The following is a 21,684-nucleotide window of genomic DNA, read 5'->3' as shown; positions in this document are numbered from 1 at the left end:
GCCCGTTCGACGAGCATTGCGGCGCGTGCCACGGGGGCTACGCACACGGCCTGCTCGTCGAATAGGCTCATCGCGACATCCGAGCGCCTGGAGGGAATCGCGTGGCTGAGCAGCGGAAGAAGAAGGTCGTCCGCGTCGAGACGGCGGCGTCGAAGGGCGCCTCGGGACGCACGAGCACCACGGGCGGGTCCGGCGACGCCACCGAGCCGCCCCCCGGTTGGACGCCGACGCCCGAGGCGAAGGCCAAGGCGACCCGCTTCCGCCTCATCGCGGGCGGGCTGTGGCTGCTCGCCATCGCTGGCGAGGCCGTCGCCATCTTCTGGGTGCTGCGGCAGAGCCCGGTGAACCTCTGGCTCCTCATCGGTCTCACCGTCGTGATCGGCGCGCTCGCCATCACTGGCTCGGTGCTGTGGAAGAAGGCGAACCGCCTCGACCCGGCGTCGAAGCAGGACACCGTGCGTTTCTTCGTGCAGAACCAGCTCGGCGCGATCATCGCAGTCATCGCGTTCCTGCCGTTGATCGTGCTGATCTTCACGAACAAGGACATGGACGGCAAGCAGAAGGCGCTCGCCGGCATCATCGCGATCGTCATCGGCGGCGGTGCCGTCGCCCTCGGCGTCGACTACAACCCGCCGTCGGTCGAGCAGTACACCGAGGAGTCGAACCTCGTCGCCCAGCTGACCGGCGAGGACCTCGTCTACTGGACGAAGTCCGGATCGGTGTTCCACGTCTGCGCCGACGTGCCCGACGTGAACAAGGAGTCGCAGGACAACCAGATCTACGAGGGCACGGTCGCCGAGGCGCACGCCGCGGGCAAGGACCGGCTCACCAAGCGCTGGGAGAGCGAGGCCGTGAACTACTGCGGCTACACCGAGGCCGAGGTCGAGGCGGTCAAGGCCGGCACGGATACCCCGGCGAGCGATGCCCCGGCCGAGACACCCGCCGAGGAGGAGCCGGCCGAGACCCCGGCCGCGAACTAGCGAATCGCGCCCGCTACTCGGCGGGCGCGATCGGCCCCGCGGCCCGCACGACGCCCTTCCGCAGGATGAGGTTGCCGTACGCGCGAAGCTCGCCGCTGCGCACGACGAGCCGCGCCCGAGCGGCGCGCTCGTAGAACGCGAAGCGCTCGAGGGAGTCGACCCTGCCGGGCGCGGCTGCGGCGGCCGTCACGAGTTCGCGCTGCACGGCGGGCGGCTCCGGATCCTCCGAGGTCATCAGCAGCACGGCCGGCCCCTCGTAGGCGTCCACCGGCAGTACGGTGCGGATCGCGGTGACGAGCTCGGGCGACGGGATCCCGGCCGCCTCCACGACCGGCGCCCCCGCGGAGTACGCGGGGAAGTTCGCATCGGCGACGACGAGTTCGTCACCGTGGCCGAGCCGGTCGAGGGCTGCGAGCAGCTCGCCGGTGAGCAGCGGGTGGATGCCGTGCAGCATGGGGATCCTCTCGTGGGTGCGATCAGCTCGCGGTGCGTAGTGACGGGACGTCGTGGAGGCCGTAGACGCGGGTGGCCGTGCCGCCCAGCACGGCGGCCGCCTCGTCGGTGCTCAATCGGTCGATGGCCGCGCGCATCGCGGCGAAGGTCGGAGCGTAGCCGCCGTGCGGCACCGACATCGGCCAGTCGCCGCCGTACATGACCCGATCGGCGCCGAAGAGCTCGAGCGCGACCTCCAGCAGCCCCGAGGCGAGCGCGATGTCCAGCACGGTGCCGGGCAGGTGCAGGCCGGAGAACTTCGCGGCGGTGTTCGGCAGCGCGGCCGCCTCGGCGAGCGCGGTGCGCCACCCGTCGAGGCCTGCCCGCCCGAGGGGTGGCTTGCCGAGGTGGTCGATCACGACGGTGAGCTCCGGCGTCGCGCGGGCCGCGGCCGTGGCGCCCGCGAGGTGGCGGGGCCAGGCGTCCGGCACGTCGAGCACGAGCCCGCGGCGGCCGAGTTCGACGAGCGACGCGCGCACCTCGGGCAGCTCGAAGAACTCGTCGCGCGGATCGTCGTGCACGAGATGACGGATGCCTCGCAGCCTCGTCTCCCCCGCCAGCTCGCCGTCGAGCGCGGCGACTGCGGCGGTGCGGTCGTCGAGCGCCACCCAGCCGACGACACCCGCGATCCAGGGGTTCGCCTCGGCGGTGCGGAGCAGCCACCGGGTCTCGTCGAGCGAGTCCGCCGCCTGCACGAGCACCGCCGCGTCGACGCCCGCCGCACGCAGCTCGGCCTCAGCCTCAGCCGGCCCGAAGCTGCGGTGCAGCGGGCCGAGGGCCGGAGTGAGCCACGGGATCTCGACGGCGTCGAGGTCCCAGAGGTGCAGGTGGGTGTCGATCACGGTCACGGGATGAGTCCGGCCTCCCGCAGCTCTGTCCAGAATCCCTCGGGCACGGGGGCGCCGAAGCGGGCGAGGTTCTCCTGCACCTCCACGGCGCGCGCGGAGCCGACGACGACGGCCTGCACCGCGGGGTGCTGCAGCGGGAAGTGCAGCGCGGCGACCGGGAGGGGCACGCCGGCGGCCCGGCAGGCCGCGGCGAGCCGCTGCGCCCGTTCGAGGATCGCCGCAGGCGGCGGCCCGTAGTCGTAGTGCGCGGCGGCGGAGGGCTCGTCGCTCGCGAGCAGTCCCGAGTTGTACGCGGCCGCGGCCACCACCGCGACGCCACGCTCCGCGCACGCTGGCAGCAGCTCCGCGAGGGCGGGCTGTTCGAGCAGCGTGTAACGACCCGCGATCATGACGACGTCGAGGTCGCCCTCACGCACGGCGCGGGTCGCCGCCGCGGCGTCGTTCGTGCCGATGCCGATGGCCTCGACGAGCCCTTCCTCGCGCAGCTGTTGCAGCGCTGGCAGCCCCTCGGCGAGGCCACGGTCGAGGTCGTAGACGTCGGGGTCGTGCAGGTAGGCGAGGTCGATGCGGTTGACGCCGAGGCGTTCGAGCGAGTCCTCGATGCTGCGCCGCACGCCCGCCGAGCTGGGGTCGAAGCGGCGCACCGTGCGATCGGGGACGGCGAACCCATTCGCCCGGTCGTCGCCGCCGGCGAAGTCGGGGTTCGGCTCCAGCACCCGGCCGACCTTCGTGGAGAGCACGTACTCGGCCCGAGGCATCCGCCCGAGGAATGCGCCGAGGCGCCGCTCCGAGAGCCCCAGCCCGTAGTGGGGGGCGGTGTCGAAGTAGCGGATGCCCCCGGCCCACGCCGCCTCGAGCGCGGCCTCGGCGGCCTCGTCGTCGACCTCGCGGTAGAGGTTGCCGATCGAGGCGGAGCCGTAGCCGAGCCGGCCCATGCGGGCGGCGAGGGCCGGGGAGAGGCTCACGCGCCGACCTCGGTGTGCGCGCCGCGCCAGGTGTGCCGCTCGATCGAGGCGGCCAGCATCTCGGTGCCGGCGCCGGCGGCCGTGGGCGCGAGGTAGCGCCCCCGCTCGATGACGACGGGGGTGACGAAGTGCTCGTGGAGGTGGTCGACGTACTCGATCATGCGCCCCTCCATCGTGCCCGAGACCGCGACGAAGTCGAACATCGAGAGGTGCTGCACCGCCTCGCAGAGGCCCACGCCGCCGGCGTGCGGGCAGACCGGCACGCCGAACTTCGCGGCCAATAGCAGGTTCGCGAGGTTCTCGTTGACGCCGCCGACACGGGCGGCGTCGATCTGCATGACGTCCATGCCGCGCGCCTGGAGGAGCTGTTTGAACACGATGCGGTTCTGCACGTGCTCGCCGGTCGCGACGCGCACCGGTTCGACTCCGCGGGCGATCGCCGCGTGGCCGAGCACGTCGTCGGGGCTCGTGGGCTCCTCGACCCAGGCGAGGTCGTGTTCGGCGAGGGCGTTCACCCAGGCGATGGCGTCGGCGACGTCCCAGCGCTGGTTCGCGTCGATCGCGATCGGGAACCCGGGGCCGACGGTGCGGCGGGCGATCGCGAGGCGGCGTCGGTCGTCGTCGAGGCTCGCGCCGACCTTGAGCTTGATCTGGGGGAAGCCGTCGGCGACGGCCTCGCGGCAGAGGCGTTCGAGCTTCTCGTCCGAGTAGCCGAGCCAGCCGGGGCTCGTCGTGTACGCCGGGTAGCCGAGCTCGAGCAGCGCCGCGATGCGCTCCTCCCGGCCGGGCTCCGCGGCGCGGAGGATCGCGAGTGCTTCTTCCGGCGTGATCGCGTCGCTGAGGTAGCGGAAGTCGACCAGTGAGACGAGCTCCTCGGGCGAGAGCCGCGCGAGGTGCAGCCAGAGCGGCTCCCCCGCGCGCTTGGCGCGAAGGTCCCAGAGTGCGTTGACGACGGCGCCGATCGCCATGTGCATGACGCCCTTCTCGGGCCCGAGCCAGCGCAGTTGCGAGTCCGTCATGAGCAGTTGGGAGGCGCCGCCCATGTCGCCGAGCAGCTCCTCGACGTCGCGGCCGACGAGGTGCTCACGGAGCGTGTCGATCGCCGCGACCTGCACGTCGTTGCCGCGCCCGATCGTGAACACGAAGGCGTGGCCCTCGAGCCCGTCGCCGGCGTCGGTGCGGATCGCGAGATACGCGGCCGAGTAGTCGGGGTCGGGGTTCATGGCGTCGGACCCGTCGAGCGTACGAGAGGTCGGGAAGCGGATGTCGCGGGTGACGACGTCGGCGATCGTGGTCATGGCGTCCTTTCTGGCGATCTGAGCATAGACATCCGATGTTTAGCGCGTCAAGCGGAGTGAAATGTGCGAGAATGCCGGAATCGCCCCAATTCTTGCGGGCGAGAGAGCTGACCTTCCGCCGAAAGGAACCCGATGAGATTCGCCCGCCTCGGAGCCCCCGGAGCCGAGATCCCCGTCGTGGTCGACGGGGAGCGCCACCTCGACCTGCGGCCGCTGACCGCCGAGCTCGACGGGGCCTTCCTCGCCGCGGACGGTGTGGCGCGCGCGCGGGCGGCCGTGGCCTCGGGCGAGCTCCCCGAGCTCGACGGCGCCGCGGGACTCCGCATCGGCGCGCCGATCGCGCGGCCGTCCGCCGTCTACTGCGTCGGCATGAACTACGCGGCGCACGCAGCCGAGTCCGGCTCGCTGCCGCCCGAGCACCTCGTGCTCTTCATGAAAGCGCCGAACACGGTCGTCGGCCCCGACGACGAGGTGGAGATCCCCCGCGGCAGCACGAAGACCGACTGGGAGGTCGAGCTCGGCATCGTGATCGGGCAGCGCACCTCGTACCTCGACTCCCCCGCGGACGCGCGGGCGCACATCGCCGGCTTCGTGCTCGCGAACGACCTCTCCGAGCGCGACTGGCAGCTCGCCGTCTCCGGCGGCCAGTGGTCGAAGGGCAAGAGCGGCCCGGGCTTCTGCCCGACAGGACCGTGGCTCGTGACCGGCGACGAGGTCGACGCCGACGATGTGCGGCTGCGCAGCTGGGTGAACGGCGGGCCGCGACAGGACTCCCGCACCGCCGACCTCATCTTCGGCATCGACCGGATCGTGCACGAGCTCAGCCAGTTCCTCGTGCTCGAGCCCGGCGACCTCATCCTCACCGGCACCCCGGAAGGCGTCGCGCTCTCCGGCCGCTTCCCCTACCTCGGCGCGGGCGACGTCGTCGAGCTCGAGATCGACGGCCTCGGCCGTCAGCGCCAGCACTACGTGGAGGCCGCACGATGAACCCCGCACCCCACTCATCGGCCGGCCCCCTCGACGGACTCGTCGCCGTCGTCACGGGAGGTGCCAGCGGCATCGGCGCCGCCATCGCGGAGCGCCTGCGCGCCGACGGCGCGAAGGTCGCCGTGTTCGATCTCCGCCCGGAGGGGGCCGAGCACGCCGACCTCGCGGTCGCCGTCGACGTCGCCGACGACGCCAGCGTCCGTGCGGCTGTCGAGCAGGTCGTCGCCCACTTCGGCCGACTCGACCTGCTGGTGAACAACGCCGGCATCGGCGCGCAGGGCGACGTGGCCGCCAACGAGGATGCCGAGTGGCACCGGGTGCTCGACATCAACGTCGTCGGCATCGCGCGCACGAGCCGTGCCGCGCTCCCGCACCTCCGCCGCTCGCCCGCCGCGGCGATCGTGAACACCTCGTCGATCGCCGCGACCGCCGGGCTCCCGCAGCGTGCCCTGTACAGCGCGAGCAAGGGCGCGGTGCTCTCGCTCACGTTGGCGATGGCCGCGGATCACCTCCGTGAGGGCATCCGCGTGAACGCCGTGAACCCGGGCACCGCCGACACCCCGTGGGTCGGGCGCCTGCTCGACTCGGCCGACGACCCCGCCGCCGAGCGCGCTGCGCTCGAGGCCCGGCAACCGCACGGACGCCTCGTCTCCGCGGCCGAGGTCGCCGACGCGGTGGCATACCTGCTGAGCCCGCGTGCCGGCTCCACGACGGGCGTCTCGCTCGCCGTCGACGGTGGCATGCAGGCCCTGCGGCTCCGACCCGCCGGCGCACGCTAACATCGCCCCATGGCCGTCACCGATGAAGCGATCCTCCGTATCAAGGAGATGATCACCGGGGGCCAACTGGCCCCCGGTGACCGCCTCCCGCCCGAGAAGGAGCTCAGCGAACAACTCGGCCTGTCCCGCTCTTCCCTGCGCGAGGCCGTGAAGGCGCTCGAGGTCATCCGGGTGCTCGACGTGCGGCGCGGCGACGGCACCTACGTCACGAGCCTCGAGCCCTCGCTGCTCCTCGAGGCGATGTCCTTCGTCGTCGATCTGCACGACGACCAGTCGGTGCTCGAGATCCTCGCGGTCCGCCGCATCCTCGAGCCCGCCGCCTCGGCGCTCGCCGCCCGGAATGCCGACGCCGACGCCATCCAGTTGCTGCGCGAGGCGGTCGACGCGGTGGACCGGCAGGCGAATGTCGAGCAGCTCGTCGAGCACGATCTCCACTTCCATTCCGGCATCGCGCAGGCGGGCGGCAACGGCTATCTCGCGAGCCTCATCGACTCGCTCTCGAGTCACACCATCCGCGCGCGGATCTGGCGCGGCATCACGCAGGAGAACGCGGTCGACCGCACCCTGCACGAGCATCACGCGATCCTCGAGGCGATCGAGGCCGGCGACGCGGAGCTCGCCCAGGCGCTGACGACGGTGCACGTCTCCGGCGTCGAGCAGTGGCTGCGCTCCGCGGCGCTCTGACTCAGGCCGGCACCGCGAGCACCGCGATCGGCGCAGCGCGCAGTGCCTCGGGCACCGCGACCCAGGTGCGCCCCTCGCGCACGGCGCGCTCGACGGCGCCGCCGTCGCCCAGCCAGTGCGCCGAGGCCGCCGCGCCCTCGAGCTCGGTCGGCAGAGCGAACTCGCCGGCTGCCGGATCGAGCGCGTGCACGAAGGCGCCGCCCGTACCGCTCGTGAAGCGCAGCGGCACCCCGTGCTCGGAGGCCGCGCGCAGCCACGGGCGCGTGCCGTAGACGCCCTCACCGTTCCGGCGGAGCCACGCCCCCATCTCGGCCATCGCCGCGGCCTGCAGCTCGGGGATGGAGCCGTCGGCACGCGGGCCGACGTTGATCAGCAGGTTTCCATTCTTCGCGACGACGTCGACGAGGAGCCGCACGAGCGCTTCGCCCGCGAGCGAGTGCTCGGGGCCCTCGGCCTGGTTGTAGCCGAAGGAGAAACCGAGCCCCCGGGTGGACTCCCACGGCGTCGGGAGGGCGTCCTCGACATGCGTGTACTCGCGGGTGAGGAAGCCGTGGTACGGCACGCCCCAGCGGTCGTTCACGACGCCGTCGGGCACCCGGGCGAAGTAGCGTTCGAGCAGCGCGGCGACGCCGTACTCCTCGCGGCCCTTGCCACCGTCGGGCCACTCGATGTCGTTCCAGAGCACATCGGGGCCGAAGCGCTCGACGAGCTCCTCGAGCTGAGCGGCCGCGTAGCGTGCGAAGCGCTCGTCGTTGCGACGGAACCGGAACAGGTCGGTGTCCGACTCGATCGGCGGGAAGTCGCTCACGTGCCAGTCGAGCGCGCCCGAGAAGTACACGCCGAAGCGGGCGCCGGCGGCGCGTGTGGCGTCGTGGAACTCCGCGATGAGGTCGCGCTTCGGTCCGCGGCGGGCAGCGTTGAACGGCGTCGTCGCGGTGTCCCAGAGACAGAAGCCCTCGTGGTGCTTCGTCGTCGGCACGACGTAGCGGGCGCCGGCGTCGACGAGGGAGCCGACGAAGGCGGTCGGGTCGAAGGCGCTCGCGTCCCAGAGATCGGCGAGGTCCTCGTAGCTCGTGCCGGTGCCGTACACGTCCTGGTGGCGCTTCCACGTGGGGCTGCCTGCGATGCGCACGGTGTTGCCGTACCACTCGGCGTACTGGTGGTGCGCGTAGGCGTCCTCGGTGGGCACACCGCCCGGCCCGTGAGCCGTGCCCCAGGCAGGCACGGAGTAGAGGCCCCAGTGCACGAAGAAGCCGAGCTTGGCGTCGCGGTACCACTCGGGCACCGCGTTCGCGGGGTACGTGGGCGCGAGAGCCCCGAAGTCGGGGCCGGTGCGGGTCTCGAAGTTCAGCATGGTCGGTCCTCTCAGTGGGTGACGAGGGCGGTCGGGGCGGATGCCTCGGCGGGCATCGTCTGCGGCGCGTCGGAGTAGGCGAGGGCGGCGGCGCCGAGCACGACGCCGTCCGCGCCGAGCTCCGCCGGACGAACCTCGAGCGGGAACCCGGAGACGGGCGGATTGCCGTCGATCCCGGCGCGGATGGCGGGCTCGAGCAGGTCCCAGGCGGCGCGCACGCCGCCGCCGACGACCACGACGGAGAGGTCGAACATGCTGGCGGCGGAGGAGGAGGCGAGGCCGACCGCACGTCCGGCGGCGTCGAAGACGGCGAGCGCATCCTCCTCGCCCGCGCGGGCCCGCTCGGCGATCTCGCCGCCGCGCACGCTCGGCGCGGCCGCCCCGGTGCGCTCCGCGTAGCGCGCCTCGATCGAGCGACCGGAGGCAAGCGTCTCCAGGTGGCCCACCCGGCCGCAGGTGCAGACGAGCTCGCCGTAGCCCGGGGTGTGCCCGATCTCACCGGCGGCGCCGCGATGGCCGGCGAACAGGCGCCCGTCGAGGGCGATCGCCCCACCGACGCCGGTGCCGAGCATGATGCCGAGCACGTCGGCCTCACCGCGGGCGGCGCCCCAGCGGAGCTCGCCCACGAGGAAGGCGTTGACGTCGTTGTCCACGGCGACCGGCACGCCGAGGCGATCCGCGAGCGCGGCCCCGAGCGGGAATCCCGCCCAGTCCGCGAATGTCGCGGAGGCGGCGACGACGGTCCCGGTGCGCTGATCGATGACGCCCGCGGCGCCGACCCCGGCGAGGCCGACGGCGACGCCCGCCTCGGCTTCGAGCCGACGCACGAGGGCGGCCGCAGCATCCGCCATCGCCGGTCCGCCCGCCGCGGCGGGCGCCGGCACGTGATCGAAGGCGAGCCGACGGCCGTCCTCGTCGGTGACGACCGCGGAGATCTTGGTGCCACCGAAATCGATGCCGGCGGCGAGCGGAGTGCGAGGCATGGGGTGTCCCGTCTGCGTCTGAGGGTCGGTCGGCGGACTCGTCGCGGAGGTCGGTGGCCGGGCCGGCGGCTCAGCGGCCGCCGAGCCCCGCCATCGCGATGCCCTTGACCAGGTGCTTCTGAAGGGCGATGACGAGCACAGTCGTCGGCACCATCGAGATGATCGCGGCCGCCATCTGCAGGTCCCAGCGGGTGCCCTGCAGCCCCGAGAACGAGGCCAGACCGATCGGCAGCGTGCCGTGCGAGGCGTAGTCGACCGTGACGATGAGCGGCCACAGATAGCTGTTCCAGAAGGAGAGGAAGGTGAAGACCGCGAGCACGGCGACCGCGGACTTCGCGAGCGGCAGGATGATCTGCAGGAACGAGCGGATGGGGCCCGCGCCGTCGACCCGGGCCGCCTCTTCGAGTTCGAAGGGGATGCCGCGGAAGAACTGCCGCATGAGGAAGGTGCCGAACGCGGTGAACGCGAACGGGAAGATCAGCGCGGGGTAACTGTCGACCCAGCCGAGCCACTGCATGACCTGGAACATCGGGATGACGAGCACTTCCTGGGGCACCATCAGGGTGCCGAGGAAGAGCACGAAGACGAGGTCCCGCCCCTTCCAGCGCAGCCGCCCGAAGGCGTAGCCCGCCATCGTCGACACGGCGAGCACGACGAGCGTGCCCGAGACCGCGACGAAGAAGGAGTTCCCGATGTAGGTGAGGAACGGACCGTACGCGAACACGTCGGCGAAGTTCGACCAGCGCAACTCGGAGCCGACGAGCGTCGGCGGCATGGCGAACATCTCCGAGTTGGGCTTCAGCGCCGAGAAGAAGGCGTAGACGAGCGGTGAGACGAAGACGAGCGCCGCGAGGTAGACGCCGAGGTGGGCGAAGACGAGGCGGATGCGCCCGCCGGTCGTGAGCGGGGCGCGCCCACGACGCTCGGACTGCTCGACCGGTGCGGCGTCGTGCTCGGCGTCGGCCATCGCCGTCACCGGGGAGATCAGCTCAGTGCTCATAGTGCACCCACTTCTTCTGCGCGCGGAACTGCAGCGCGGTCAGGATGATGATGATGGCGAAGAGGATCCACGCGGCCGCCGCGGCGAGGCCGAGCTCCTGGAACTTGAAGCCCTGGTTGTAGATGAACTGCACGAGGGGCTGCGTCGCGTTGCCGGGCCCGCCGCCGGTGAGCAGCTGCGGCTGGGCGAAGACCTGCAGCGAGGTGATCATCGTCATGATGCTCGCGAAGAAGATCGACGGCGAGATCATCGGCAGCATGACGCTCCAGATCATCCGGAAGCCCTTGGCCCCGTCGATTCGCGCCGCCTCGACGACCGACTCGGGCAGCTGCTCGAGCGCCGCCGAGAAGATCAGCATGTTGTAGCCGAGGCCCTGCCAGACGCTCATCACGACAACCATGATCATGGCCCACTGCGGGTCGGCGAGGAAGTTCGGCAGCTGCACCCCGAACCAGCTCTGCGCGAGGCCGTTGAAGAGGCCCTGCGGCTGCAGCAGCATCTTCCAGACGAGCACGTTCGCGACCATGGGCGTCACGACGGGGATGAAGAACAGTACGCGCAGCGCGCCGCGCCCCCGGATGCGGGAGCTCAGCGAGAGCGCCAGGAGGAGCGAGAGGATGACGCTGATCGGCACGTAGAGCAGCGCGAACACGAAGGTGTTGCGCAGCGCCGGCCAGAAGTCGGGGCTCTGCGTGAACAGCCGCACGTAGTTGTCGAACCCCACGAACTCCTTGTCACCGAAGGTGGGCCAGTTGAAGAAGCCCATGACGATGGACAGGACGACGGGGACGATCGTGAACAGGGCGAGGCCCGCCAGGGCCGGGCTGACGAAGCCCAGCGCCTGACGGGACTCGGTCCTGGCGAGCGTCCCCCTGCGAGGCGTGTACGTGGTGGTCGACATCTCGTGGGGGTTCCTGTTACTTGCCGAACTGCTGCTGCGCGCTCTCGAGCACGTTCTCCATGCTCTCCTGACCGTTGTAGACGCTCACGAGCTGCGGCTGGATGTAGGTGCCGACCTTCGACCAGTTGTCGCTGACGTACTGGCCCTGGACCTCTTCGAAGGCCTTGGTGAAGACCTCCTCGACCTGCGGGCGGAACTGCTCGTCGATCGACTCGAAGTAGAGCGGCTGCGAGGCGGTGCGCGCCGGGTAGCTGCGGCCGGAGGAGGCGATGTAGTCCTGCGCCTCGGGGCTCAGCATGGAGCCGAGCACCTTGAGCGCGGCGTCCGGGTTCTTGCAGCTCTTCGCGATGCCGAAGCCCGAGCCGAGGATGAGGCCGAGCGAACCGTTCTCACCGCTCGGGAGCGTCGTCATGCCCGCGGTGAAGCCGGCGTCGTTGTTCAGGTAGCTGACCGCGTTCCAGGTGCCGTCGACCGCCATCGCGGCGTTCTGGCCGGTGTACTGGTTCTCGCCCCATCCGGTGTCGGAAGCGCTCGCGACGGGCGCCGCGACCTTCTCCTCGGTGACGAGGCCCGAGTACCAGCTCGCCGCGTCGACGAAGGCCGGGTCGGTGAGGGCGAGGGTGCCGTCCTGCTCGACGGGCTGCTGGCCCGCCTTCGCGATCGGCAGCGCTTGCCACTGGAAGTCGCCCATGCCGACGGCGAAGCCGTACTTGCCGTCCTTCGTGGCCGCCTTGGCGGTGGCCTCGAAATCGTCGAAGGTCCAGCCGGCCTCGGGGTGCGCGACGCCGGCCGCGTCGAGGAGGTCGGCGTTGTAGTAGACGAGCATCGTGGCGATGTCGAAGGGGACGCCGTACATGGTGCCCTTGTTGCTCAGGATCTCGTCGGCGCCGGCCGAGAAGTCGGCGAGGTCGATTCCGGCGGTCTTGAGGTCGGCGTCGCTCAGCTCGAGGAAGCCGTCGGTGTAGCTCGAGAGCATGCCCGAGTTCATTCCGGTGACGCAGGCCATGTTGCCCGAAGCCATGTTCGTGGTGAGCTTCGTGAAGAAGTCGCCCCACGGCGCGGTGCGCAGTTCGATCTTGAGGTCGGGGTTCTGCTTGCGCGCGATCTCGAGCTGGGCGTTCAGCGCGTCCGTGTCGGACTGGCTGCCGGCCCACATGTCGATGACGACGGTGTCGGACGACGCGTCGCCCCCGCCGGTGCTGCAGCCCGTCATGACGAGGGCCGCGGCGGCGGCGGCCGCGACCGCGCCGACGTGGATCTTCTTCATTGAATGTCGCCTCCTAGGCAATGGACGTTATTCATCCGGTGTTTGCTCGGGCGAAGTCCGAGAACTCCGGTGGTGCGAGTGCAATCATGTCACTGGAATCAGCGATTTGCCAACTTTCATCCGATGTTTGAATGCGCAAACATCGGATGCCTCACGCAAAGCCCGCGTTCGGGGGACGCTCCCCGGCATTGCCGCCATCACCGCCGTCGTCGAGCACGAGCTCGATCACCGGCACGGCGATCTCGGGGCGGCGTACCGGCAACGTGAGCGTCAGCGTGCCGTCCGCCTGCCCGGCCGGCTGCGTCAGCAGCGCCTCCTGGCCCGGGTCGGTGACGCTCCGCCGGAGCCACGAGCCGTCATGCAGCAGACGGGCGTGCCGCACTCGACCGGCGAGCCCGGGCAGGTGCACGTAGCCGAGCGGCCAGGTGAAGAGGTGCAGATACAGCCGATCTCCGCGGCGCGTGTAGACGCCCTCCCGCGGCGGGAGGAACTCCGCGTGCCCGGCGCCGACCACGGCGCGCTCGTGCAGGGCCATCCACTCGCCGATGCCGTCGAGGACCGCGCGGTCGCGCGGCGCGATGGCGCCTCGGCCGTCCGGCCCGATGTTCAGCAGCATGTTGCCGTCCATCGAGACGGAGTCGACGAGCATGCGCAGCAGGAGCGCAGCGCTCTTGTACTCCTCGTTGTCGCGGTGATAGCCCCACGAGCCGTTCGTCGTCTGGCAGGCCTCCCAGCGCACCGGGCGACCGTCGCGCAGGATCGGGCTCGTCGGCTGATACTGCTCCGGGGTCACGAAGTCCCCCTCGATGCCCAGGCGATCGTTCACGAGGATGCCGGGCTGCAGCTCACGACAGCGGGCGAGGAGGCGCTCGGCATCCCAGTCGGCGGCGGACTTGCCCGCCCAGCCCTGCTTCGTCTCCGGATAGGTGAAGTCGAAGAACAGCGAGTCGATCGGGCCGTAGCCGGTGAGCAGCTCCTCGACCTGGCCGTGCAGGAACGCCCGGTAGCGTGCCATGTCCCGCCCCTCGTTCAGCGCGGCACCCGCCGGGTCGTCGCGGAGGGGATGATTCCAGTCGACCGCGAAATCGGGGTGATGCCAGTCGATGAGCGAGTAGTAGAGCCCCACTCGGAGCCCCGCCTCGCGGAGTGCGTCGACGGTCTCGCGCACGAGGTCCCGCCCGCAGCTGCGCATCGAGGTGAAGTCACTGAGCTTCGAGTCCCAGAGCGCGAACCCGTCGTGGTGCTTCGTCGTGAGCACGACGTAACCCGCGCCGGCGGCCTTCGCGGTGCGGGCGAGCTCGCGCGCGTCGAAGCGGTCGGGGTCGAAGAACTCGACGTACTCCCGGTACTCCTCGTCGCTCAGCCGTTCGTAGTTCTGCACCCATTCGTGCCGGGCCGCCACACTGTAGGCGCCGAAGTGCACGAAGAGGCCGAAGCGGGCCTCGGTGAACCAATCCGGGGTCATCTCGTCCTTCCGTCCGCGATCGCCGTCCATCCTGTCACGGAACATCGGATGTTTCGAGATGGAGCCGATCCACCGGATCCGCCGCGTCCCGCCCGCGCTGAACCGGCCTCCCCGGCACGCGGAACGGCCCGCCCCGGAGAACCGGGACGGGCCGTTCATGCCTGTGGGAGCTCTGCGGCCCCCGCGGGTCAGCGCCGGATCAGCGCGCGACCTCGCCGTCGACGTAGTCGTCGTCGTCCGAGGAGTTCCAGGCGAAGAGCTTGCGCAGCTCGCGGCCGGTCGTCTCGATCGGGTGCTGCTCGCCCTTGGCGCGGAGCTCGAGGAACTCCTTCTGGCCGTTGTCCTGGTCGGCGATGAAGCGCTCCGCGAACGCGCCGTTCTGGATGTCGCCGAGGACCTCCTTCATGCGCTCCTTGACCGAGGAGTCGATGACGCGCGGGCCGGAGACGTAGTCGCCGTACTCGGCCGTGTCGGAGACCGACCAGCGCTGCTTGGCGATGCCGCCCTCCCACATCAGGTCGACGATGAGCTTCAGCTCGTGGAGCACCTCGAAGTAGGCGATCTCCGGCTGGTAGCCGGCCTCGACGAGCGTCTCGAAGCCGTACTGCACGAGCTGCGAGGTACCGCCGCAGAGCACGGCCTGCTCGCCGAACAGGTCGGTCTCGGTCTCCTCGGTGAAGGTCGTCTTGATGACGCCGGCGCGCGTGCCGCCGATCGCCTTCGCGTACGACTTCGCGAGGTCCCAGGCGGTGCCCGTGGCGTCCTGCTCCACCGCGATGATGTCCGGGATGCCTCGGCCGGCGACGAACTCGCGACGCACGGTGTGGCCCGGAGCCTTCGGGGCGACGAGGATCACGTCGACGCCCTCGGGCGCCTCGATGTAGCCGAAGCGGATGTTGAAGCCGTGGCCGAAGACGAGCGCGTCGCCCGTCTTCAGGTTGTCCTTCACCGACTCGGCGTAGATGTGACGCTGGTACTGGTCCGGCGCGAGGATGACGATGACGTCGGCCCACGCGGCGGCGTCGGCGACGTTCTTCACCTCGAAGCCCGCCTCCTGGGCCTTGGCGATCGACTTCGAGCCGTCCTTCAGGCCGATGACGACCTCGACGCCCGAGTCGCGGAGGTTCTGCGCGTGCGCGTGCCCCTGCGAGCCGTAGCCGATGACGGCGACCTTCTTGCCCTGGACGATCGAGAGATCCGCGTCCTGGTCGTAGTACATCTCAGCCATTGCTGTTCCTTCTCCTTTGGTGTGGCCCCCTGAGCTTGTCGAAGGGGACCACGGGGTCCGTGCTCCCCTCGACAAGCTCAGGGAGCGGAGTGCTAGTTCTTGAAGACGCGTTCGGTGATGGACTTGCCGCCGCGGCCGATCGCGAGGAGGCCCGACTGGGCGATCTCCTTGATGCCGTAAGGCTCGAGCACCTTGAGCAGCGCCTGGGTCTTGCCCGAGTCGCCCGTGACCTCGATCACGAGCGCATCGGTCGACACGTCGACGACGCGGGCGCGGAAGAGGTTCACCGCCTCGAGCACCTGCGAGCGGGTCGTGTTGTCGACGCGCACCTTGATCAGCAGGTGCTCGCGCTGCACCGACTGGGCCGGGTCGAGCTCGACGATCTTGATCACGTTGATCAGCTTGTTCAGCTGCTTCGTGACCTGCTCGAGCGGCAGCTCCTCGACGTCGACCACGACCGTGATGCGGGACAGCCCGTCGATCTCGGAGTGGCCCACCGCGAGGGACTCGATGTTGAAGCCGCGACGGGCGAACAGCCCCGCCACTCGGGTCAAGAGGCCCGGCTTGTCCTCGACGAGGAGGGAGAGCACGTGGGTCGACATGGTCAGTCCTCCTCGCTGAAGGCCGGCGAGTGATCGCGGGCGTACTGGATGTAGCTGTTGGAGACACCCTGCGGCACCATCGGCCACACCATGGCGTCGGCGGAGACGACGAAGTCGATCACGACCGGGCGGTCGTTCGTCTCGAGCGCGAGCTTGATCGCCTCGTCGACCTCCTCCTCCTTCGTGACGCGGATGCCGAGTGCACCGTACGCCTCGGCGAGCTTCACGAAGTCGGGCACCCGCACCGAGTCGTGCCCGGTGTTCAAGTCGGTGTTCGAGTAGCGGCCGTCGTAGAACAGCGTCTGCCACTGGCGCACCATGCCGAGCGAGGAGTTGTTGATGATCGCGACCTTGATCGGGATGTCGTTCAGGGTGCACGTGGCGAGCTCCTGATTCGTCATCTGGAAGCAGCCGTCGCCGTCGATCGCCCACACGTGGCGGTCGGGCTGGGCGACCTTGGCCCCCATCGCCGCCGGCACCGCATAGCCCATCGTGCCCGCGCCGCCCGAGTTCAGCCAGGCGTTCGGGCGCTCGTACTTGATGAACTGCGCGGCCCACATCTGGTGCTGGCCGACGCCCGCGGCGTAGACCGCCTCGGGTCCGGTGAGCTCGCCGATGCGCTGGATCACGAACTGCGGCGACAGCAGTCCGTCGGAGGTGGGTGCGAAGCCGAGCGGGTACTCGTTGCGGAGCCCGTCGAGCGTCGCCCACCACTCGGCGGTGTCGGCCGTGCCGCGCGCGGCCACGTCGCGGTAGGCCGCGAGGAGGTCGACGAGCACGTCCTTCAGGTCGCCCACGATCGGCACGTCGGCCGTGCGGATCTTCGAGATCTCGGCCGGGTCGATGTCGACGTGCACGACCTTCGCGTTCGGGGCGAAGAGTGCCGCCTTGCCGGTCACCCGGTCGTCGAAGCGCGCGCCGAGCGAGACGACGAGGTCGGCCTCCTGCAACGCGAGCACCGCGGGCACCGTGCCGTGCATGCCGGGCATGCCGAGGTGCTGCGAGTGGGAGTCGGGGAAGGCGCCGCGGGCCATCAGGGTGGTCACGACGGGGGTCTTCGTCGCCTCGGCGAGCTCGAGGAGCTCGGCGGAGGCGCCGGAGCGGATGACCCCGCCGCCGACGTACAGCACCGGGCGCTCGGCCTCGGCGATGAGCTGCGCGGCCGCGAGCACCTGCTTGCCGTGGGCCTTGGTGATCGGTCGGTAGCCCGGCAGGTCGACCTTCGGCGGCCAGCGGAACGCGAAGGTGTTCTGCTGCGCGTCCTTCGTGATGTCGACGAGCACGGGGCCCGGGCGGCCGGTCGTGGCGATGTGGTACGCGGCCGCGATCGTCGCCGGGATCTCCTCGGCACGCTTCACGAGGAAGGAGTGCTTCGTGATCGGCATGGTGATGCCGACGATGTCGGCCTCCTGGAACGCGTCGGTGCCCATCAGGTTCGAGAAGACCTGACCGGTGATCGCGAGCAGCGGCACCGAGTCCATGTGGGCGTCGGCGATCGCCGTCACGAGGTTCGTCGCGCCGGGGCCCGAGGTCGCGATCGCGACGCCGAGCTTGCCGGACGAGGACGCGTAGCCCTGGGCGGCGTGGCCGGCGCCCTGCTCGTGCCGGACGAGGATGTGCCGGAGCTTCCGGCTCTCGAACAGCGGGTCGTAGACGGGGAGGATGGCGCCGCCGGGCAGACCGAACACGTCGGTGATGCCGAGATTCTCCAGCGAGCGGACGACCGCTTCGGCGCCCGTGATGATCTCGGGCGCGCCCGGCGGTGCTGGGGCAGGCGACGGCACGGGGTGGGATTCCGTGGGCATGCGATTCCTATCTGGGTGAACGGGTGTGCGAATGAGCGCAGCACTCAGCCAGTGGTCGCGCCTTCGGCAGCGGAGCGCACGAGCTTGGAGTACTTCGCGAGAACGCCTCGGGTGTAGCGCGGAGGAAGCGGCGCCCAGCCTTCACGGCGGGCGGCCAGCTCGGCCTCGTCGACCAGTAGGTCGATGGACCGGGCCGCGATATCGACCCGAATCAGATCACCATCGCGCACCAAGGCAATCGGACCTGCGTCGACTGCTTCGGGTGCCAGATGGCCGATGCACAGGCCGGTTGTGCCGCCTGAGAATCGACCGTCCGTCAAGAGTAGTACATCTTTGCCGAGCCCCGCGCCCTTGATGGCCGCGGTGATGGCCAGCATCTCCCGCATACCGGGACCGCCCTTGGGGCCCTCGTAGCGGATGACGACGACGTCGCCGTGCTTGATCTCGCCGTTCGTCAGCGCGTCCATGGCACCGCGCTCGCGCTCGAACACCCGGGCGGGCCCCTCGAACACGGCCGCGTCGAAGCCGGCCGTCTTGACGACCGCGCCCTCGGGCGCGAGTGAGCCGTGCAGGATCGTGAGTCCGCCGGTCTCGTGGATCGGGTCGTCGAGGGTGTGCAGCACCTCGCCGTCGAGCGGCGGCAGGTCCATCTCGGCGAGGTTCTCGGCCATGGTCTTGCCGGTGACGGTGAGCACGTCGCCGTGCAGCAGCCCGGCCTCGAGCAGTGCCTTCATGAGCACCGGGACACCGCCGCGACGGTCGACGTCGTTCATCACGTACTTGCCGAAGGGCTTCAGGTCGCCGATGTGCGGCACCTTCGAGCCGATGCGGTTGAAGTCCTCGAGCGTCAGGTCGACCTCGGCCTCGCGGGCGATCGCGAGCAGGTGCAGCACGATGTTCGTCGAGCCGCCGAGCGCCATGCCGACCGCGATCGCGTTCTCGAACGCCTTCTTCGTGAGGATCTGGCGCGCGGTGATGCCGTGCTTCAGCAGGTTGACGACCGCCTCGCCGGAACGGTGCGCGTAGTAGTCGCGGCGGCGGTCGGCCGAGGCCGGCGACGCCGAGCCCGGCAGCGACAGGCCGAGCGCCTCGGCCACCGAGGCCATCGTGTTCGCCGTGTACATGCCGCCGCAGGCACCCTCGCCCGGCGCGAAGGCGCACTCGATGCGCTTCGCGTCGGCCGCGCTCATCGTGCCGGCCTTCACCGCGCCGACCGCCTCGAAGGAGTCGATGATCGTGATGTCCTTCTCGGTGCCGTCGGACAGGCGCACCCAGCCGGGCGCGATCGAGCCGGCGTAGAGGAAGACCGAGGCGAGATCGAGCCGCGCGGCCGCCATCAGCATGCCCGGGATCGACTTGTCGCAGCCGGCGAGCAGCACGGAGCCGTCGAGGCGCTCGGCCTCCATGACGACCTCGACCGAGTCGGCGATGACCTCGCGGGAGACGAGCGAGAAGTGCATGCCCTCGTGGCCCATGGAGATGCCGTCGGAGACGGAGACGGTGCCGAACTGCAGCGGGTAGCCACCGCCCGAGTGCACGCCCTCTTTCGCGGCCTGCGCGAGGCGGCCCAGCGAGAGGTTGCAGGGGGTGATCTCGTTCCAGGAGCTCGCGATGCCGATCTGGGGCTTGTCCCAGTCTGCATCCCCCATGCCCACGGCCCGGAGCATGCCCCGGCTGGTCATGGCTTCGATGCCGTCGGTGACGGTGCGGCTACGCGGTTTGGGATCGAACTCCGACATGCATCGAGTCTATGGCTAGCGCGAGGTGTGTTCGCGCGCCGCCTCCCGCGCCTCCGCGAGGGCCTCCAGCAGCAGTGCGACGTCCTCCGGCCCGCGCAGCCGGTACCCGGCGAGCGACTTGCCCTGGCCGACCTTCACACCCACATCGTCGACGTCGAGGGCGGCGAAGGCGTCCTCGTCGGTGACGTCGTCGCCGACATAGAGCACGGCCGTGGAGCCGAGGTACTGGCGCACCCGGGTGAGCGACTCGCCCTTGTCGCTCGAGCGCACCGCGAACTCGATGACGGACTTGCCGGTGCGGACGGTGATGCCGGGCAGCTCGTCCTCGATGCGCTCCCGCGCGGCGTGCTGCAGGGCGGCGCCGACCGCGACCGGCAGCTTCCGGGTGTGCAGCGCAACGCCCGCGGGCTTGTGCTCGACCCACGCGCCGTCGGCCTCGGAGGCGGCATCTTCCAGCAGCTCCGTCAGGCGAGCGAGGCGGGCGTGCTCGACATCGCGCAGCTCGATCGTCACTCCCCCGTCGTCGAGTTGCAGCTCGACGCCGTGGGACCCGCTCAGCAGGACGCCCTCGGGCGGGTCGGCGACCTCGCGCAGGCTCTCGAGCGCGCGCCCCGACACGATCGCGACCCTCGTGTCGTCGCTCGCGACGAGCCGCTCGACGGCCTCCCGTGCCCGGGCGGTGGCTCGTGCGTCTTCTGGCCGGTCGACGAGCGGCGCCAGGGTACCGTCGAAGTCGAGTGCGACGAGCAGACGCTCGGTCTGCGCGAGTCGGGAGACCGCCGCCATGAGCGCTTCCTGCACCCCGGCGGGGATCTTGCCCGCACCGGTGAGCGCCTCGAGGAACGTGGCCGACCAGTTCGCCACGTCGTTCGACTGCACGCGACGGCGCAGCGCCCGCATGCGCCGGGTGCGCTCGCTCTTCGGCATCTCCGCGGCCGCGATCATCGCGTCCTTCAGGCCCTCGATGTCGTGCGGGTTCACGAGCACCGCCTGCCGGAGCTCGTCGGATGCCCCGGTGAACTCGCTGAGCAGCAGCACGCCGTCGTCGTCGAAGCGGCAGGCCACGTACTCCTTCGCCACGAGGTTCATCCCGTCGCGGAGCGCGGTCACGAGCATGACGTCGGCGGCGAGGTAGAGGGCGACCATCTCCTCGCGCGGGTAGCCGTGGTGGAGATAGGAGATGGCGGGATGGCCGAGCTCGCCGTGATCGCCGTTCAGGCGGCCGACCATGAGCTCGATCTCGTCGCGGAGCTGCCGGTAGGTCTCGACGCGCTCGCGGGACGGGCTCGCCACCTGCACGAGCGTCGCGTCCTCGACGGACAGACGGCCGTCGCGCAGCAGCTCGCCGAAGGCCTTCATCCGGTGCCGGATGCCCTTCGTGTAGTCGAGCCGGTCGACGCCGAGCATGATCGTGTCGGGATCGCCCAGATTGCGACGGATCTCGGCGGCGCGCTCCTGCACCTCGGGCCGGCGGGCGATCTCCTCGAAGCCCGCGGCGTCGATCGAGATCGGGAAGTGCCGGGCGACGACGCGGCGCAGCTCGCCGTCGTCCTCCGGCACCTCGATGATCGATCCCCGCGTCGCATAGCCGAAGAGCCGGCGCACCGCGCGGGTGAAGTTGCCGGCATCCGCCGCCCGCTGGAAGCCGACGACATCGGCCCCCAGCAGCCCCTCGATGACCTGACGACGCCAGGGCAGCTGCGAGTAGATGCCGTATGCGGGGAACGGAATGTGGTTGAAGAAGCCGATCACGAGATCGGGACGCGCTTCGCGGAGCATCTTCGGCACGAGCTGAAGCTGATAGTCGTGCACCCACACGACGGCGCCCTCCGCGGCAGCCTCGATCGCGGCGTCGGCGAAGCGACGGTTGACCCGGACGTAGGCGTCCCACCACTCGCGGTGGAACGACGGCGGGGCGATGACGTCGTGGTAGAGCGGCCAGAGGGTGTCGTTCGAGAAGCCCTCGTAGTAGTCCTCGAGCTCGTCCGCGGTGAGCGGCACGGGGATGATCTCGATGCCGTCGTGGGCGAAGGGCTCGAACTCCCGGTCGGCGACGCCGGTCCAGCCGATCCAGGCGCCGTCCTCTGCGCGCATCACCGGCTCGAGGGCGGTGACGAGCCCGCCGGGCGAACTGCGCCAGCCCGGCGTTCCGTCAGCGGACTCGACGTAGTCGACCGGGAGCCGGTTCGACACGACGATCATCTCGTAGGAGGCGGATACACCGCGGGCGGCGTTGGGTGTCTGGGCGTCCGGCATGGTGATGGAGATCCCTCCTCGGGCTCACGCCCAGGCTAACAGCCGCCGCTC

19 protein-coding genes are annotated in these 21,684 nt (G+C 70.5%); 4 read left to right on the top strand and 15 right to left on the bottom strand.

Translation table 11 applies throughout. From position 1 onward, the window contains the following. Window positions 1-101: 101 nt before the first annotated feature. Window positions 102-980: a hypothetical protein gene (locus M3147_RS03535; protein WP_251202066.1), complete on the top strand. Its 879-nt coding sequence runs from the start codon at window positions 102-104 to the stop codon at window positions 978-980. A 13-nt stretch (window positions 981-993) separates the two neighbouring features. Here the strand turns inward: M3147_RS03535 and M3147_RS03530 are convergent, their stop codons facing one another. The 4 genes from M3147_RS03530 to M3147_RS03515 are packed head-to-tail and all read right to left on the bottom strand — an operon-like array spanning window position 994 to window position 4,583. Beyond that, entirely contained in the window at window positions 994-1,434 is a 441-nt protein-coding gene (locus M3147_RS03530) for an RbsD/FucU family protein (protein ID WP_251202065.1), read from the bottom strand. Between the two features lie 22 nt (window positions 1,435-1,456). Further along, complete coding sequence (locus M3147_RS03525; RefSeq protein WP_251202064.1) at window positions 1,457-2,320, bottom strand: amidohydrolase family protein; 864 nt, start codon at window positions 2,318-2,320, stop codon at window positions 1,457-1,459. Beyond that, window positions 2,317-3,285 (bottom strand): aldo/keto reductase, encoded by a 969-nt coding sequence (locus M3147_RS03520; RefSeq protein ID WP_251202063.1) that lies wholly within the window; start codon window positions 3,283-3,285, stop codon window positions 2,317-2,319. The genes M3147_RS03525 and M3147_RS03520 overlap by 4 nt, the downstream gene beginning before the upstream one ends. Beyond that, window positions 3,282-4,583, bottom strand: a complete 1,302-nt coding sequence (locus tag M3147_RS03515; protein WP_251202062.1) for an enolase C-terminal domain-like protein — start codon at window positions 4,581-4,583, stop codon at window positions 3,282-3,284. Before M3147_RS03515 ends, M3147_RS03520 begins: the two co-directional genes overlap by 4 nt. Window positions 4,584-4,715: 132 nt before the next feature. Between M3147_RS03515 and M3147_RS03510 the strand changes: the two genes are divergently transcribed. The 3 genes from M3147_RS03510 to M3147_RS03500 are packed head-to-tail and all read left to right on the top strand — an operon-like array spanning window position 4,716 to window position 7,033. Then, on the top strand, window positions 4,716-5,570 hold the full coding sequence (locus M3147_RS03510) for a fumarylacetoacetate hydrolase family protein (protein WP_251202061.1): 855 nt from the start codon (window positions 4,716-4,718) through the stop codon (window positions 5,568-5,570). Further along, the gene (locus M3147_RS03505; RefSeq protein ID WP_251202060.1) at window positions 5,567-6,349 is read left to right on the top strand and encodes an SDR family NAD(P)-dependent oxidoreductase; all 783 of its coding nucleotides are present in this window, start codon (window positions 5,567-5,569) and stop codon (window positions 6,347-6,349) included. Before M3147_RS03510 ends, M3147_RS03505 begins: the two co-directional genes overlap by 4 nt. A gap of 9 nt (window positions 6,350-6,358) precedes the next feature. After that, window positions 6,359-7,033: a FadR/GntR family transcriptional regulator gene (locus tag M3147_RS03500; RefSeq protein WP_189084697.1), complete on the top strand. Its 675-nt coding sequence runs from the start codon at window positions 6,359-6,361 to the stop codon at window positions 7,031-7,033. Window position 7,034: 1 nt separating this feature from the next. Here M3147_RS03500 and M3147_RS03495 read toward each other — a convergent pair whose 3' ends face one another. The 11 genes from M3147_RS03495 to M3147_RS03445 all read right to left on the bottom strand — a co-directional run bounded on the left by M3147_RS03495 (window position 7,035) and on the right by M3147_RS03445 (window position 21,633). Next, window positions 7,035-8,387, bottom strand: coding sequence for an alpha-L-fucosidase (locus tag M3147_RS03495; RefSeq protein WP_251202059.1), 1,353 nt, complete (start codon window positions 8,385-8,387; stop codon window positions 7,035-7,037). A gap of 11 nt (window positions 8,388-8,398) precedes the next feature. Beyond that, window positions 8,399-9,370 (bottom strand): ROK family protein, encoded by a 972-nt coding sequence (locus M3147_RS03490; RefSeq protein WP_251202058.1) that lies wholly within the window; start codon window positions 9,368-9,370, stop codon window positions 8,399-8,401. Window positions 9,371-9,440: 70 nt separating this feature from the next. Continuing rightward, the gene (locus tag M3147_RS03485) at window positions 9,441-10,370 is read right to left on the bottom strand and encodes a carbohydrate ABC transporter permease (protein ID WP_251202057.1); all 930 of its coding nucleotides are present in this window, start codon (window positions 10,368-10,370) and stop codon (window positions 9,441-9,443) included. Continuing rightward, entirely contained in the window at window positions 10,360-11,271 is a 912-nt protein-coding gene (locus tag M3147_RS03480) for a carbohydrate ABC transporter permease (RefSeq protein WP_230762980.1), read from the bottom strand. The genes M3147_RS03485 and M3147_RS03480 overlap by 11 nt, the downstream gene beginning before the upstream one ends. Before the next feature lie 16 nt (window positions 11,272-11,287). Then, window positions 11,288-12,538 carry an ABC transporter substrate-binding protein gene (locus M3147_RS03475; RefSeq protein ID WP_251202056.1) on the bottom strand — a complete coding sequence of 417 codons (1,251 nt, stop codon included), beginning with the start codon at window positions 12,536-12,538 and terminating at the stop codon, window positions 11,288-11,290. A 151-nt stretch (window positions 12,539-12,689) separates the two neighbouring features. Next, complete coding sequence (locus tag M3147_RS03470) at window positions 12,690-14,003, bottom strand: alpha-L-fucosidase (protein ID WP_251202055.1); 1,314 nt, start codon at window positions 14,001-14,003, stop codon at window positions 12,690-12,692. Between the two features lie 199 nt (window positions 14,004-14,202). Further along, window positions 14,203-15,231, bottom strand: a complete 1,029-nt coding sequence (gene ilvC, locus M3147_RS03465) for a ketol-acid reductoisomerase (RefSeq protein WP_251202054.1) — start codon at window positions 15,229-15,231, stop codon at window positions 14,203-14,205. Window positions 15,232-15,323: 92 nt separating this feature from the next. Continuing rightward, window positions 15,324-15,833 (bottom strand): acetolactate synthase small subunit, encoded by a 510-nt coding sequence (ilvN, locus tag M3147_RS03460; protein ID WP_189084689.1) that lies wholly within the window; start codon window positions 15,831-15,833, stop codon window positions 15,324-15,326. Window positions 15,834-15,835: 2 nt separating this feature from the next. Further along, on the bottom strand, window positions 15,836-17,638 hold the full coding sequence (locus tag M3147_RS03455) for an acetolactate synthase large subunit (RefSeq protein ID WP_251202053.1): 1,803 nt from the start codon (window positions 17,636-17,638) through the stop codon (window positions 15,836-15,838). A 44-nt stretch (window positions 17,639-17,682) separates the two neighbouring features. Beyond that, a complete protein-coding gene (gene ilvD, locus M3147_RS03450) occupies window positions 17,683-19,377 on the bottom strand; it encodes a dihydroxy-acid dehydratase (RefSeq protein ID WP_251202052.1) in 1,695 nt (564 codons plus the stop codon). Between the two features lie 15 nt (window positions 19,378-19,392). Then, window positions 19,393-21,633, bottom strand: coding sequence for a bifunctional alpha,alpha-trehalose-phosphate synthase (UDP-forming)/trehalose-phosphatase (locus tag M3147_RS03445; RefSeq protein ID WP_251202051.1), 2,241 nt, complete (start codon window positions 21,631-21,633; stop codon window positions 19,393-19,395). Window positions 21,634-21,684: the final 51 nt, after the last annotated feature.

The organism is Agromyces mediolanus (assembly GCF_023715325.1).
GTDB lineage: Bacteria > Actinomycetota > Actinomycetes > Actinomycetales > Microbacteriaceae > Agromyces > Agromyces mediolanus_A.
This window is presented reverse-complemented; position numbering and strand designations above follow the sequence as displayed.